General features: G+C 65.5%; 12 protein-coding genes. 8 read left to right on the top strand and 4 right to left on the bottom strand.

Annotation, left to right across the window (positions count from 1 at the left end):
• The first annotated feature begins 471 nt into the window (after positions 1 to 471).
• The 4 genes from HMPREF0372_RS16055 (at position 472) to HMPREF0372_RS16070 (ending at position 4,805) form a co-directional block, all read left to right on the top strand.
• Positions 472 to 1,611 carry an aldo/keto reductase gene (locus HMPREF0372_RS16055; protein WP_007494788.1) on the top strand — a complete coding sequence of 380 codons (1,140 nt, stop codon included), beginning with the start codon at positions 472 to 474 and terminating at the stop codon, positions 1,609 to 1,611.
• Positions 1,612 to 1,697: 86 nt separating this feature from the next.
• Positions 1,698 to 3,644 carry an NAD(+) synthase gene (locus tag HMPREF0372_RS16060; RefSeq protein WP_007494789.1) on the top strand — a complete coding sequence of 649 codons (1,947 nt, stop codon included), beginning with the start codon at positions 1,698 to 1,700 and terminating at the stop codon, positions 3,642 to 3,644.
• A 1-nt stretch (position 3,645) separates the two neighbouring features.
• Entirely contained in the window at positions 3,646 to 4,239 is a 594-nt protein-coding gene (locus HMPREF0372_RS16065) for a chromate transporter (protein WP_007494790.1), read from the top strand.
• The gene (locus HMPREF0372_RS16070; protein WP_039997835.1) at positions 4,236 to 4,805 is read left to right on the top strand and encodes a chromate transporter; all 570 of its coding nucleotides are present in this window, start codon (positions 4,236 to 4,238) and stop codon (positions 4,803 to 4,805) included. The genes HMPREF0372_RS16065 and HMPREF0372_RS16070 overlap by 4 nt, the downstream gene beginning before the upstream one ends.
• A 40-nt stretch (positions 4,806 to 4,845) precedes the next feature.
• Here the strand turns inward: HMPREF0372_RS16070 and HMPREF0372_RS16075 are convergent, their stop codons facing one another.
• From HMPREF0372_RS16075 to proB, 4 genes are all read right to left on the bottom strand, one after another.
• Entirely contained in the window at positions 4,846 to 5,697 is an 852-nt protein-coding gene (locus HMPREF0372_RS16075) for a papain-like cysteine protease family protein (protein ID WP_007494792.1), read from the bottom strand.
• Positions 5,698 to 5,814: 117 nt separating this feature from the next.
• Positions 5,815 to 6,147: a hypothetical protein gene (locus HMPREF0372_RS16080; protein ID WP_024725015.1), complete on the bottom strand. Its 333-nt coding sequence runs from the start codon at positions 6,145 to 6,147 to the stop codon at positions 5,815 to 5,817.
• Between the two features lie 262 nt (positions 6,148 to 6,409).
• Positions 6,410 to 7,657: a glutamate-5-semialdehyde dehydrogenase gene (locus HMPREF0372_RS16085; RefSeq protein WP_007494794.1), complete on the bottom strand. Its 1,248-nt coding sequence runs from the start codon at positions 7,655 to 7,657 to the stop codon at positions 6,410 to 6,412.
• Positions 7,658 to 7,675: 18 nt separating this feature from the next.
• Positions 7,676 to 8,530, bottom strand: a complete 855-nt coding sequence (gene proB / locus HMPREF0372_RS16090) for a glutamate 5-kinase (RefSeq protein WP_007494796.1) — start codon at positions 8,528 to 8,530, stop codon at positions 7,676 to 7,678.
• Positions 8,531 to 8,702: 172 nt separating this feature from the next.
• On the opposite strand from proB, the gene HMPREF0372_RS16095 reads away from it, so the two are divergent.
• From HMPREF0372_RS16095 to gpmI, 4 genes are all read left to right on the top strand, one after another.
• Positions 8,703 to 9,194 carry a tRNA (cytidine(34)-2'-O)-methyltransferase gene (locus HMPREF0372_RS16095; RefSeq protein ID WP_007494798.1) on the top strand — a complete coding sequence of 164 codons (492 nt, stop codon included), beginning with the start codon at positions 8,703 to 8,705 and terminating at the stop codon, positions 9,192 to 9,194.
• A complete protein-coding gene (locus HMPREF0372_RS16100; protein ID WP_007494800.1) occupies positions 9,191 to 10,384 on the top strand; it encodes a phosphoglycerate kinase in 1,194 nt (397 codons plus the stop codon). Before HMPREF0372_RS16095 ends, HMPREF0372_RS16100 begins: the two co-directional genes overlap by 4 nt.
• 239 nt (positions 10,385 to 10,623) lie before the next feature.
• Positions 10,624 to 11,397: a triose-phosphate isomerase gene (gene tpiA / locus HMPREF0372_RS16105; protein ID WP_024725017.1), complete on the top strand. Its 774-nt coding sequence runs from the start codon at positions 10,624 to 10,626 to the stop codon at positions 11,395 to 11,397.
• 483 nt (positions 11,398 to 11,880) lie between these two features.
• The gene (gpmI, locus tag HMPREF0372_RS16110) at positions 11,881 to 13,401 is read left to right on the top strand and encodes a 2,3-bisphosphoglycerate-independent phosphoglycerate mutase (protein ID WP_007494804.1); all 1,521 of its coding nucleotides are present in this window, start codon (positions 11,881 to 11,883) and stop codon (positions 13,399 to 13,401) included.
• Positions 13,402 to 13,438: the final 37 nt, after the last annotated feature.

A 13,438-nucleotide genomic window follows, 5' to 3' on the forward strand; every position in this document is an offset into this window, starting at 1 on the left:
TTGGGGGCATATCGAGTTCCGCATGATACGCGGCGCTGTAGGGGCGGGGCTTGTCCCCGCCCGCGGGAGGCCCCAAGGGCCGCCCCTGCCTGGTTGGGGGCATATCGAGTTCCGCATGATACGCGGCACTGTATGGGCGGGGCTTGTCCCCGCCCGCCGATCTGACCGGGTGACATCCCGCCTCCAATACATAAAAAACTGATATTTACAGTTTATTCACATTAAAGACACGATTTAGTCTTATTTACACGGTATGATACAGACAGATTCAGAGATGAATCGAATGAGACCATCCTCCCAAACCAATTCCTCTCTTATCCCTCTCCAACACCTTTGCAAGACACACAACACACACCCGAAAAGCCCCGGCCTTTGGCCGGGGCTTTTCGGCGGTTTTGGAAAAAAGGCTTGACTTGGAGTGTACTCCAGGGAGTAAGGTAAATTGAAATCAATGTATGGGAGTGACATTCCGTGATCTACAAGGACTTTCAAAACCTGCGCCTGCCCATGCTGGGCTTCGGCAGCATGCGACTGCCCCTGCTGCCCGGCGGTGGGGACGGCGACGTGGACGAGGCGGCGGTGGCCGAGATGGTGGCCCTGGCCATGGAGCGGGGGGCCAACTACTTTGACACGGCCTATGGCTATCACAACGGCAATTCCGAGCGGGTGATGGGCCGCGCGCTGTCCCGCTACCCGCGGGAGAGCTGGCTCCTGGCCTCCAAATTCCCCGGCTACGACGTGTCCAACATCCGGCCGGACAGGGTGGAGGCCATCTTCGAGGAGCAGCTGGAGAAGTGCGGCGTGGACTACTTCGACTTCTACCTCTTTCACAACGTATACGAGCGCAACGTGGGCCCCTATCTGGACCCGGCCAACCGCGTGCTGGAGTACCTGCTCCGCCAGAAGGAGGCCGGGCGCATCCGGCACCTGGGCTTCTCCGCCCACGGCTTCCTGGCGGTGATCCAGCGCTTCCTGGATGCCTATGGGGAATACATGGAGTTCGGCCAGCTCCAGCTCAACTACCTGGACTGGGACTTCCAGGGCGCCAGGGCCAAGGCGGAGGAGCTGAACCGCCGCCATATCCCCATCTGGGTGATGGAGCCCCTGCGGGGCGGGCGGCTGGCCAGGCTGTCCGACGGGGACGCCGCCCGCCTGGCCGTCCTGCGGCCGGAGGAGAGCATGCCGGGCTGGGCCTTCCGCTTCCTCCAGGGGGTGCCCGGCGTGACTATGGTGCTCTCCGGCATGTCCAGCCTGGAGCAGCTACGGGCCAACCTGGACACCTTCGAAACCGACCGGCCTCTGAGTGAGGCTGAAAAGGCCGCCCTGCTGGATGTGGCCGCCGGAATGGTGCGGGAGCAGGTGCTGCCCTGCACCGCCTGCCGCTACTGCGTGGATCACTGCCCCCGGCACCTGGACATCCCCGGCCTGCTGGCCCTCTACAACGAGCACACCTTCACCGGCGGCGGCTTCATCGCCCCCATGGCGGTGGAGGCCCTGCCGGAGGAGAAGCGGCCCGCCGCCTGCATCGGCTGCCGGAGCTGCGAGGCGGTGTGCCCCCAGCAGCTCAAAATCTCCGAGGCTATGGCCGACTTCTCCCGCAAGCTGGGGTAAATCCCCGGGGCGGGCGTTGCAATCCACCGCGGTTTGGGGTATCATAAAGGCACAGATCATGATACGCCATAAGGAGGCGCCTTTCTATGCGCGATGGATTCATCAAGGTGGCCGCCGGCACGCCCCAGATCCGGGTGGCCGACTGCCGCTACAACGCCGAACAGATTTTCACCCTCATGCGGGAGGCCGATAAGCAGGGGGTGCGGGTGCTGGCCCTGCCCGAGCTGTGCCTCACCGGCTACACCTGCGGCGACCTGTTCCTCCAGGATACCCTGCTGCGGGGCGCGGAGGAGGGGCTGGCCACCATCCTGGAGGCCACCAAGCACCTGGATATGCTCACCGCGCTGGGCCTGCCGGTGAAAAACCCCTGGGACGGAAAGCTCTACAACTGCGCGGCCGCCATTCACCGGGGGGAGATCCTGGGCCTGGTACCCAAGACCTGGCTGCCCAATTACGGGGAGTTCTATGAGCAGCGGTGGTTCGCCTCCGGCAAGGATCTGGACGTCACGCTGGAGCTGTGCGGCCAGCAGGTCAGCCTGTGTAGCAGGCAGCTCTGGGCCTGCGATACCATGCCCGGGCTGGTGGTGGGAGTGGAGGTCTGCGAGGATCTGTGGGCCTCCACGCCCCCCTCCGTGGCCCTGGCCGAGGCGGGGGCCACCGTTATCCTCAACCTGTCCGCCTCCGACGAGCTGGTGGGCAAGGCCGAGTACCGCCGCCGGCTGGTGTGCGGCCAGTCCGCCCGGCTGGTGTGCGGCTATGTCTACGCCAACGCCGGGGAGGGGGAGTCCACCACAGACCTGGTCTTCAACGGCCATGACATCGTGGCTGAGAACGGCGCCCTGATGGCCGAGCGGCGGTTTGCCACCGGACTCACCGTCAGTGAGATCGACGTGCAGCGCCTGGCCTATGAACGGCGGCGGATGAATACCTTCGGCGCTCCGGAGCGGGACCCCATGGCGGAGGCCCACTGCCTGGGGGTATGCCGGGTATCCTTCACCCTGGAGCCGTGCACCACCCCCCTCACCCGCCATGTCAACCCCCTGCCCTTCGTCCCGGAGGACGGCACCGAGTGCAGCGAACACTGCGACGAGATCATCCTCCTGGCGGCGCTGGGCCTCAAAAAGCGCATGGAGCACAGCGGCGCACAGGCGGCGGTGGTGGGCCTGTCCGGCGGGCTGGACTCCACCCTGGCCATCCTCATCACCAGCGTGGCCATGCGCCTGATGGACCGGCCGGCCAGCGACATGATTGCCGTCACCATGCCCTGCTTCGGCACCACCGAGCGCACCCGGGACAACGCCGTGGAGCTGGCCGAGCGGCTGGGGGCCACCCTCAGGCGCATCGACATCGGCGCGGCGGTTCGACAGCACTTCAAGGACATTGGCCAGTCCATGGACGACCACGATGTGACCTTTGAGAACAGCCAGGCCCGGGAGCGCACCCAGGTGCTCATGGACGTGGCCAACCAGTGCGGCGGCCTGGTAGTGGGTACCGGAGACCTCTCTGAGCTGGCCCTGGGCTGGGCCACCTACAACGGCGACCACATGAGCATGTACAGTGTCAATGCCTCCATCCCCAAGACCCTGGTGCGCCGTCTGGTGTCCTATGTGGCCGGGGACAAGGCGGAGGAGGACGAGGCCCTCTCCCATGTGCTCAGTGATATCCTGGACACCCCCGTTTCCCCCGAACTCTTGCCCGCCATCGAGGGGCAGATCGCCCAGAAGACCGAGGATCTGGTGGGCCCCTACGAGCTGCACGACTTCTTCCTCTACTATGCCATCCGCTGGGCCTTCCCGCCACGGAAGGTCCTCCGGCTGGCTGAGCACGCCTTCGGCCGCACCTACCCCCGGGCCGTCGTGCTCCAGTGGCTGCGTACGTTCTACCGCCGCTTCTTCGCCCAGCAGTTCAAGCGCTCCTGCCTGCCTGACGGACCCAAGGTGGGCTCGGTCAGCCTCTCTCCCAGGGGCGACTGGCGCATGCCCTCCGACGCCGTGGCGGCCCTGTGGCTGGAGGAGCTGGAGGGGCTGGAGTGACGTGAACATCTATGCCGACCTGTTTTTGACCTTTGCCAAAATCGGGGTTTGCACCTTCGGCGGGGGATATGCCATGCTGCCCATCCTCCAGCGGGAGCTGGTGGAGAAGCGGGGCTGGGCCACGGAGGAGGAGCTCTCCGACTACTTCGCCATCGGCCAGTGTACCCCTGGCATCATCGCCGTCAACACCGCCACATTTGTGGGGCACAGCCGGAAGGGAGCGGCGGGGGGCGTGGTGGCCACCCTGGGACTGGTGTTCCCCTGCCTGGTCATCATCATGCTCATCGCCGCCTTCCTCCAGAACTTTGCCGAGCAGCCCGTGGTGGTGCACGCCTTCAACGGCGTGCGGGCCTGTGTGTGCGCCCTGATCCTGTCCAGCGTGCTCAAGCTGCGCAAGAGCACGGTGGTGGACGGGCCGACGGCGGGCGTCTTCGCGGTGATGCTGGTGCTGGCGGTGCTCGGTAGCTTTGTGTCCTTCCCAGCCGGGTGGGCGGGGAGCGTGCTCAGCTTTCTCTGTTCCCCCGTGGTGCTGGTGGTGGCCGCCGGCGTGGCCGGACTGTGCATCCGGGCGGCGAAGGGAGGGCTGCGGCCGTGATCTACCTTCAGCTCTTCTTTGAGTTTTTCAAGGCGGGGCTGTTCGCCATCGGCGGCGGCCTGGCCACCATCCCCTTCCTCACCGACATCGGGCAGCGTACCGGCTGGTTCACCTCCGGGGAGCTGGCCAACATGATCGCCATCTCCGAGTCCACACCCGGCCCCATGGGGGTGAACATGGCCACCTACGTGGGCTTCCACACCGGCGGCATCGCGGGGGGCGTTATCGCCACCCTGGGCCTGGTGTGCCCCTCCATCCTCGTCATCCTGGTCATCGCGGGCTTTTTGAAGAAGTTCCGGGAGAGCCAGGGGGTGGACGCGGTGTTCTACGGCATCCGCCCCGCCTCCACCGCCCTTATCGCCGCGGCGCTGGCGGAGGTTTGCTCCATCGCCCTGCTGAATCTGAGCGCCTTCCAGACCGGCGGCGCGGCGGCCCTGTTCCAGTGGAAGGGGATCGCCCTGGCGGTGGTCATCTTCGTGTGCCTCCAGGTGAAGCCCCTGAAAAAACTCCACCCCATCGTGTTCATCGCCGCCTCGGCGGTGATCGGCGCGGTCTTCCAGTTCTAAAAAAATCCCGTGCGGTGTGTGCCGCACGGGATTTTCTGGTTTATTCCGCAGGGGAGGCCACCAGGAAGAGGAAGTCGCTGCCGCCCTCCTCCTCCGGGAAAGCGCCGTACATGGAGAAGTTATACAGGAAGCGCTCCGCCATCAGCACGCCGTAGCCGTCCTGACAGTGGTCGGTGGTGTCGTAGGGGTCGGCCACGATGAACACGTCGTCCTGCTGGGTCTCGGTGCCCATGGTGTCGTAGCCGATGATCACCTGCCAGTGTCCGCCCCAGTCGTTCCAGCAGACCATGACCGGCTTGCCCTCGGCCAGCCAGCCCTGGATGGTGTCCATCCAGACCTCGGAGGAGGGGTCCTCGTAGTCCAGGTTGGTGGTATAGGTAAATCCGCCCACGCCGTCAAAGATATCCATGGCCTGCCGCAGGGTGGTGCCGGGGTAGCCGGCCAGCCCGGTGCCCTCCAGGGAGTGGCGCAGGGCGGCCAGGCTCTCCTCGTTCCAGTCGCCCAGCCGGTCATACCAGTTGAGCACCATCAGGGTGCTGGTGACGCCGCAGGCCCATTCGCTGGTCTGCTGCATGGTCTGGAAGCCGGTCAGGATCGTGAGGGTGTCGCTGGACTGCATGTGGTAGTAGTCGGGGTGGGCAAAGTAGGGGGAGTCCGCGTGGTCGCCCAGCCGCTCCACGGAGTCGGCGCCGTCCTCGGGGGAGAGATCCACGGCATGGGGGATCTTCATCTCGTCGGTAAAGGCGGCGCTCCGCGCCGCGCTCGGTGTGGCATCCGCAGGGGATGTTTGGGCCGCCCCAGTCGGCTGGCTCCCGCCCGTCGTGTCGGCACAGCCGGCCAGAAGGCCGGCCGCCAGGGTGAGGCTCAGCGCCAGAGTGACTTGTTGTTTCATTTCTCGATCTCCTTCAATGTCCGATTCTGCGCATTGCGCAGTGAGTGACATTATAGGGAAAGAAGGCGAAAGATGCAAGTATAAATTTTGAGGGCCCCAAAGGGGCCCTCAAAGGGGTCAGGGCAACACGCAGCGGTCACCCCGGTCGATATAGTGGGCGTCGGCCCGGAGAGTCAGCCCCTCCGGTCCCGCGCCGCCGGGCAGGTAGAAGCGGATGCCCTCTATCCGCACGTCGGCGGGGCCGTCCTCATGGTGGGGCGGCACGGTATAGAGCCGCGTGCCCCGGAGCTGTTCGCCCTCCAGAAGCTCCACCGCCAGGGCCACCCGCCGCTCGGGCAGGATATCCGACAGGCACAGGGAGCACTCCACAATCTGACCGCCCCCCACCTCCAGAGTGCCCAGCGCACAGACGAGGAGCCCGCCCTCCGGCTCCAGCCGGTATTCCAACATGGTCAGCACCTCCTTCATACGGCATGGCAGCCGTATGTACCAAGAAGCGCGGAGGCGCGGGGCGCAGGCGGGTAAGACCCAAAGCGGAGCGAACGGACCGGAGGGCCCGAAGGGGCCGCAGGCCGGCTTGCACAGTCGGAGGGTCTTAGACGCCGTCGCGCAGCCGCCGCAGCGTGACAAGAAGCGCGGAGGCGCGGGGCGCAGGCGAAACCGCAGCGGCTATGCCGCGCGGAGGGCCGGGCGGCCCCCTAGAATCCTATGCTCACCGGACCTGTCCGGTGCCGTAGATTACATATTTGGAGCTGGTCAGCTCCTCCAGGCCCATGGGGCCCCGGGCATGCATTTTTTGGGTGGAGATGCCGATCTCCGCCCCCAGGCCGAACTCGAAGCCGTCGGTGAAGCGGGTGGAGGCGTTGACGTACACCGCCGCGGCGTCCACCTCGTCCAGGAAGCGCTGGGCGGCGAAGTAGTCGGCGGTGACGATGGCCTCGGAGTGGCCGGTGCCGTGGGAGGCGATGAAGTCCACCGCCTCGTCAAAGCCGGATACCACCTTGACGGCCAGGATGTAGTCGCCGAACTCGGTGTCCCAGTCGGCCTCGGCAGCGGGCTTGACCCAGTCTCCCAGGATGGCACGGGTCTCCGGGCAGCCCCGCAGCTCCACGCCCTTGGTTTGGAGCAGCTCCCACGCCAGGGGCAGGAAGTCCCGCGCCACTGCCCGGTCCACCAGCACGCACTCGGCGGCGTTGCACACCGAGGGGCGGGAGGTCTTGGCGTTGTGGAGGATGCGGGCCGCCATGTCCAGGTCGGCCCTCTCGTGGACGTAGATGTGGCACACCCCCACGCCAGTCTGGATGACCGGCACCCGGGCATTCTCCACCACGCTGCGGATCAGCCCCGCCCCGCCCCGGGGGATGAGCACGTCCAGGTACTCCGTCAGGTGCATCAGCTCGTTGGCGCTCTCCCGGCTGGTATCGGCCACCAGGGCCACGCAGTCCCGGGGCAGGCCGGCCTCCTCCAGGGCGTCCCGCAGGACGGCCGCAAAGGCCTGGTTGGAGCGGAAGGCCTCCTTGCCGCCCCGGAGGAGCGCCGCGTTGCCCGACTTGAGGCAGAGGGCTGCGGCGTCCACCGTCACGTTGGGCCGGGCCTCGTAGATGATGCCGATCACCCCCAGGGGGACCCGGCGCTTTCCGATGGTCAGTCCATTGGGCCGGGTGTCCATTTTGGTCACCGCCCCGATGGGATCGGGGAGGGCGGCCACCTGCCGCACCCCCTCCACGATGCCGGCGATGCGGCCCTCGTCCAGCGCCAGCCGGTCCAGCAGGGCGGGGCGGAGTCCGGCGGCCCTGGCCGCCTCCAGATCTGCGGCGTTGGCCGCCAGGATCTCCCCCTGCCGGGCCTCGATGGCTCTGGCGGCCGCCTCCAGAGCGGCGTTTTTCCTGGCGGTACCCGCCACGGCCAGCGCCCGGGCCGCGTGCCGGGCGGCCAGACCCTGGGTCTCCAGTACAGTCATGGGATTCCTCCTTCTTTTCTATTGCAGCGCGCCCCGCCGGGCAGAAAAGCGGGTGCCCACGTTCTTCCCCTCCACGATGTCGTAGAGGGCCTCCATCCGCGCCCCGTTGGCGATGACCATGTCCACCCCCGCCTCCAGGCAGAGCTGGGCGGCGTTGAGCTTGGTGGCCATGCCGCCGGTGCCGCGCCAGGTGCCCGCACCGCCGGCCATGGCCCGCAGCTCCGGGGTGATGGCCTCCACCTGGTGGATCAGCCGGGCGTCGGGGTGGGTGCGGGGGTCGGCGTCATACAGTCCGTCGATGTCGCTGAACAGCACCAGCAGGCCCGCGCCGCACAGCCGGGCCACGATGGCGGACAGGGTGTCGTTGTCGCCCAGCACCTTGCACTGGCCGGTTTCGATCTCCGCTGACGACACCGAGTCGTTCTCATTGACCACCGGGATCACCCCCAGCTCCAGCAGGGCCTCAAAGGTGTTGTGCAGATGCTCCGAGCGGACGGGGGACTCCACGTCCTCGCCGGTGAGGAGGATTTGGGCCACCGTCCGGTTGTACTCGGCAAAGAGCTTGTCATAGATGTGCATCATCCTGCACTGGCCCACGGCGGCGGCGGCCTGCTTCATCCGCAGCTCGGTGGGGCGCTCCCCCAGCCGCAGCTTTTTGGTGCCGATGCCGATGGCGCCGGAGGACACCAGGACGGGCTGATACCCCATGCCCTCCAGATCGGCCAATACACGGGCCAGATGCTCCATGTTTTGCAGGTTGAGGCTCCCGGTCTCCCGGGTGAGGGTGGATGTGCCCACCTTGACCACCAGCCTGCGCGGATTGCGCGGTTGTTTCACGTGCTTCACACTCCTCTTCCATTCGCCCTTCATCATAGCACATTTTACCGGCGCACGAAAGAGGCAATAAAAAGAAAAGGAAGGGGCTGCTTCCAGAAAGAAAACTGAATGTTTTAGTGCGTATTTACACATTTAAGGTTGAAATCCTTGCTGTTTTGGAGTACAATAGCCTGCGCTGACCAAGTAGTAACCGGGAGGGGGAGACAGGGTGCTCAATATCGTGCTGTTTGAGCCAGAGATCCCCCAAAATACGGGGAATATCGCGCGCACATGCGCGGTGACCGGGACCCGGCTGCATCTCATCAAGCCCCTGGGCTTTGACATCAGCGACAAGGCGGTCAAGCGGGCCGGCCTGGACTACTGGCATCTGGTGGACGTGCGGGTATATGAAAACCTGGACGACTTCTTTCAGAAGACCGGCGCGGAGGATATCTGGCTGGCTACCACCAAGGCGCCCAGATCCTATACTGAGGCGGTTTTCCGGGACGAGTGCTACCTGGTTTTCGGAAAGGAGACCGCCGGCCTGCCCGAGGCATTCCGCAGAGCTCACGCCGACCGCTGCATCCGCATCCCAATCCGGGCGGAGGCCCGGTGCCTGAACTTATCCAACGCCGCGGCGATCCTCGCCTACGAGGCCCTGCGGCAGCTTGACTTTCCCGGCCTGACCGGGGAGGGCGCGATGAAAGGAGAGGCTCTATGAACTACAACAAGAAGACCGTAAAGGATATCGACGTAGCGGGCAAGAAGGTCCTGCTGCGCTGCGACTTCAATGTGCCCCAGGACAAGGCCACCGGCGTCATCACCGACGACAAGCGCATCGTGGCCGCCCTGCCCACCATCCAGTACCTGCTGGAGCAGAATGCGGCGGTGATCGCCTGCTCCCACCTGGGCAAACCCAAGGAGGGACCCGATCCCAAGTTCAGCCTGGCTCCCGTGGCCAAGCGCCTGAGCGAGCTGCTGGGCCGCGAGGTCATCATGGCCGCCGACGTGGTCGGCCCCGATGCCACCGCCAAGGCCGCCGCCCTGAAGCCCGGCCAGATCCTGCTGCTGGAGAACACCCGCTTTGAGAAGGGCGAGACCAAGAACGACCCAGAGCTGGCCAGGAAAATGGCGGCCATGGCCGACGTGTACGTGTCCGACGCCTTCGGCGCCGTGCACCGCGCCCACGCCTCCACCGCCGGCGTGGCAGCCTACCTGCCCGCCGTGTCCGGCTTCCTGATCCAGAAGGAGCTGGAGATCATGGGCGGCGCCCTGGCTAACCCCAAGCGCCCCCTGGTGGCGATCCTGGGCGGCTCCAAGGTGTCCTCCAAGATCGGCGTGATCAATCACCTGCTGGACATTGCCGACACCATCATCATCGGCGGCGGCATGTGCTATACCTTTGCCAAGGCCCAGGGCATCGGCGTGGGCAACTCCCTGCTGGAGGCCGACTGGCTGGACTACTGCCGGGAGATGATGCAGAAGGCCAAGGACAAGGGCGTCAAGCTGCTCCTGCCCGTGGACGGCGTGGCCGCCGCGGAGTTTTCCGCCGATGCCAAGCCGGTGGCCGTGGACGGTGCGGGTATCCCCGACGGCATGATGGGTATGGACATCGGTCCCAAGACCATCGCCCTGTATGCCGCGGCCGTGAAGGAGGCCGGCACCGTTATCTGGAACGGCCCCATGGGCGTGTTTGAGTTCCCCGCCTTTGCCGAGGGCACCCGGGCTGTGGCCCAGGCCCTGGCCGAGACCGACGCCATCACCATTGTGGGCGGCGGTGACTCCGCGGCCGCCGTGGCCCAGCTTGGCTACGCCGACAAAATGACCCACATCTCCACCGGCGGCGGCGCCTCCCTCGAGTTCCTGGAGGGCAAGGAGCTGCCCGGCGTGGCGTGCCTGCTGGATAAGTAAGAAAGAATCGCGGAGACGAGCGGAGCAGCCGCACAGCGAAGCCCGCAGACGAAAAAGCAGTTGCGCCGCAGGCGCAAGGTGTTTTTCACGGAGGGGTGAGCAGTGCGGCGACCGCGCCGCCGCCGCAGCGTGACAACTTCCGTGCCGGGCAGCTCCTCCGCCGTGGCCCCGCACGAACCGCTGCGCTGGGGCCGCGCCGCCCCCTTATAGCTATTCCAAAATCGAAAGGATTGTTTGCCGTGAACCGCCGCTACCGTAAGACGATTATCGCTGGAAACTGGAAAATGAACAAAACCCTCTCCGAAACCCGTGCATTTGCCGAGGAGCTTAAGCCCCTGCTGGGCAAGCCCAACTGGTGCGAGGTAGTGCTGTGCGTGCCCTACGTCAACATCCAGGCCGCCGTGCGCCTGTTCAAGGAGTGCCGCGTCTCCATCGGCGCGGAGAACTGCCACTACGAGTCCCACGGCGCCTACACCGGCGAGGTCTCCCCGGAGATGCTCAAGGAGCTGGGCGTCAAGTATGTGGTGATCGGCCACTCCGAGCGCCGCCAGTACTACAATGAGACCGATTTCACCGTCAACAAGAAGGTGCATGCCGCCCTGGAGGCGGGGCTGTACCCCATCGTCTGCGTGGGCGAGAGCCTGGAGCAGCGGGAGCTGGGCGTCACCATGGATCTGATCTCCTACCAGGTGAAGGCCGCCCTGTCCGGCGTGCCCGCCGAGAAGATGCGCCATGTGGTTATCGCCTATGAGCCCATCTGGGCCATCGGCACCGGCAAGACCGCCACCGCCGAGCAGGCCGGTGAGGTCTGCGAGGCCATCCGCACCGTCATCCGCAAGCTGTACGGCGCCCGCGTGGCCCGCTCCGTCACCATCCAGTACGGCGGCTCCATGAACGCAAAGAACGCCCATGAGCTGCTGGCCCAGCCCGACGTGGACGGCGGTCTGATCGGCGGCGCCAGCCTGAAGGCCCCCGACTTCGTGGAGATCGTGAACGCGGCCAACCAGGAGTAACGCCGTCCGCGTCGGGCGGCGGTTCGGGAACCCAACGAGAGCTCAGCGCAGCACCCGCAAGGGGTACGCCGTATTGTAAGGCGGCAAAGCCGCCGACGGCGATACAGCGGGTCTCGTTGGGAGAGGAGGAGCAAGGAAGCGGAGTGAAATGTTCGCCGGGAGGCGGAAATGGAGCGGAGCGGACTTTGCGACGGCGAGGACGGCGGCCTGATCGGCGGCGCGTCTCTGAAGGTCCCGGACATTGTGGAGATCGTGAACGCGGCGAACCAGGAGTAAGAAGTGCGGAGGGCAGGCGTACAGGGGAGTTAAGGCAGGGCGCAGACGAAAAAACAGGCGACGGGCGATAGCCTGGAGCGGTATTTTTCGCGCAGCCCGGACTTAACGATCCGGACGTGCGCCCAACCCGCAGCGTGACAGCGAGAAGCGCAGGGCCGCCCGCGCCCGTCTCCGTTTTGGAAAGAGAAGAAGAGATTCGAGGTTATTATGAGTAAGACACCGACTACCCTGATCATTATGGATGGCTTCGGCGTATGGGACGAGCGGACTGGCAACGCCATCGCCGCGGCCCGCACGCCGAACCTGGACAAGATTTTTGCGGAAAACCCCGGCTGCCGCCTGTCCGCCTCCGGGCTGGACGTGGGTCTTCCCGAGGGCCAGATGGGCAACTCCGAGGTGGGGCACACCAACATCGGCGCCGGCCGGGTGGTGTTCCAGGATCTGCCCCGCATCAGCCGCGCCATTGAGGACGGCAGCTTCTTTGAGAACGCGGCCTATATCGAGGCCATGGACGACTGCAAGGAGCGGGACGGTGCACTCCACCTGATGGGGCTTCTGTCCGACGGCGGCGTGCACAGCCACATCACCCACCTGTTCGCCCTGCTGGAGATGGCCAAAAAGCGGGGATTAGGCCGGGTGTATGTCCACTGCTTCCTGGACGGCCGGGACGTGCCCCCCGCTTCCGGCAAGGGCTATGTGGAAAAGCTGGTGGAAAAGTGCAAAGAGGTGGGCGTGGGCCAGGTGGCCACCGTCATGGGCCGCTACTACGCCATGGACCGGGACAAGCGCTGGGACCGGGTGCAGCGGGCCTACGACGCCATGACCCGGGGCGAGGGCGTGCAGAATCCCGACCCGGTGGACGCGGTACAGAGGTCCTATGATGCCGGGGTGACCGATGAGTTTGTGGAGCCTGTGGTGTGCACCAAGGACGGCAAGGTGAAGGAGGGCGACTCCATCATCTTTATCAACTTCCGCCCCGACCGGGCGCGGGAGATCACCCGCTGCTTTGTGGACCCCGCCTTCACCGACGTGGAGCGCAAAAAGGACTACTTCCCGGTGACCTATGTGTGTACTACCGAGTATGACGCCACCATGCCCAACGTGCTGGTGGCCTTCCCCCACCGGGAGCTGACCAATATCTTCGGTGAGTATATCGCCCGCCAGGGCTATACTCAGCTCCGCATTGCCGAGACGGAGAAGTACGCCCATGTGACTTTCTTCTTCAACGGCGGTGCCGAGCAGGTGTTCCCGGGCGAGGACCGCTGTCTGATCCCCTCCCCCAAGGTGGCCACCTATGATCTCCAGCCGGAGATGAGCGCCCCCGAGGTCACCGAGGAGGCCGTCAAGCGCATTGAGAGTGGCAATTACGATGTGATCATCCTCAACTTCGCCAACTGCGACATGGTGGGCCACACCGGCGTGTTCGAGGCCGCCGTCAAGGCCGTGGAGGCCGTGGACGCGGGGGTGGGCAAGGTGGTGGAGGCCACCTCCCGGATGGGCGGCGTGTCCCTCATTACCGCCGACCACGGCAACGCCGAGCGGATGCTGGACGCTGACGGCACGACCCCCTACACCGCCCACACCACCAACCTGGTGCCCTTCTATATTGTGGGCGCCGATGTCAAGCTGCGGGACGGCCGCTTGGCCGACATCGCCCCTACCATGTTGGATCTGATGGGCCTGGAAAAGCCCGCCGAGATGGACGGGGAAACGCTGATTCTGAATTAAGGGCTTTTCCAGGCCCATCCCCGCCGCAGGCGGGCGG

Origin of the sequence: Flavonifractor plautii ATCC 29863, assembly GCF_000239295.1 — a bacterium.
Classification (GTDB): Bacteria; Bacillota; Clostridia; order Oscillospirales; family Oscillospiraceae; genus Flavonifractor; species Flavonifractor plautii.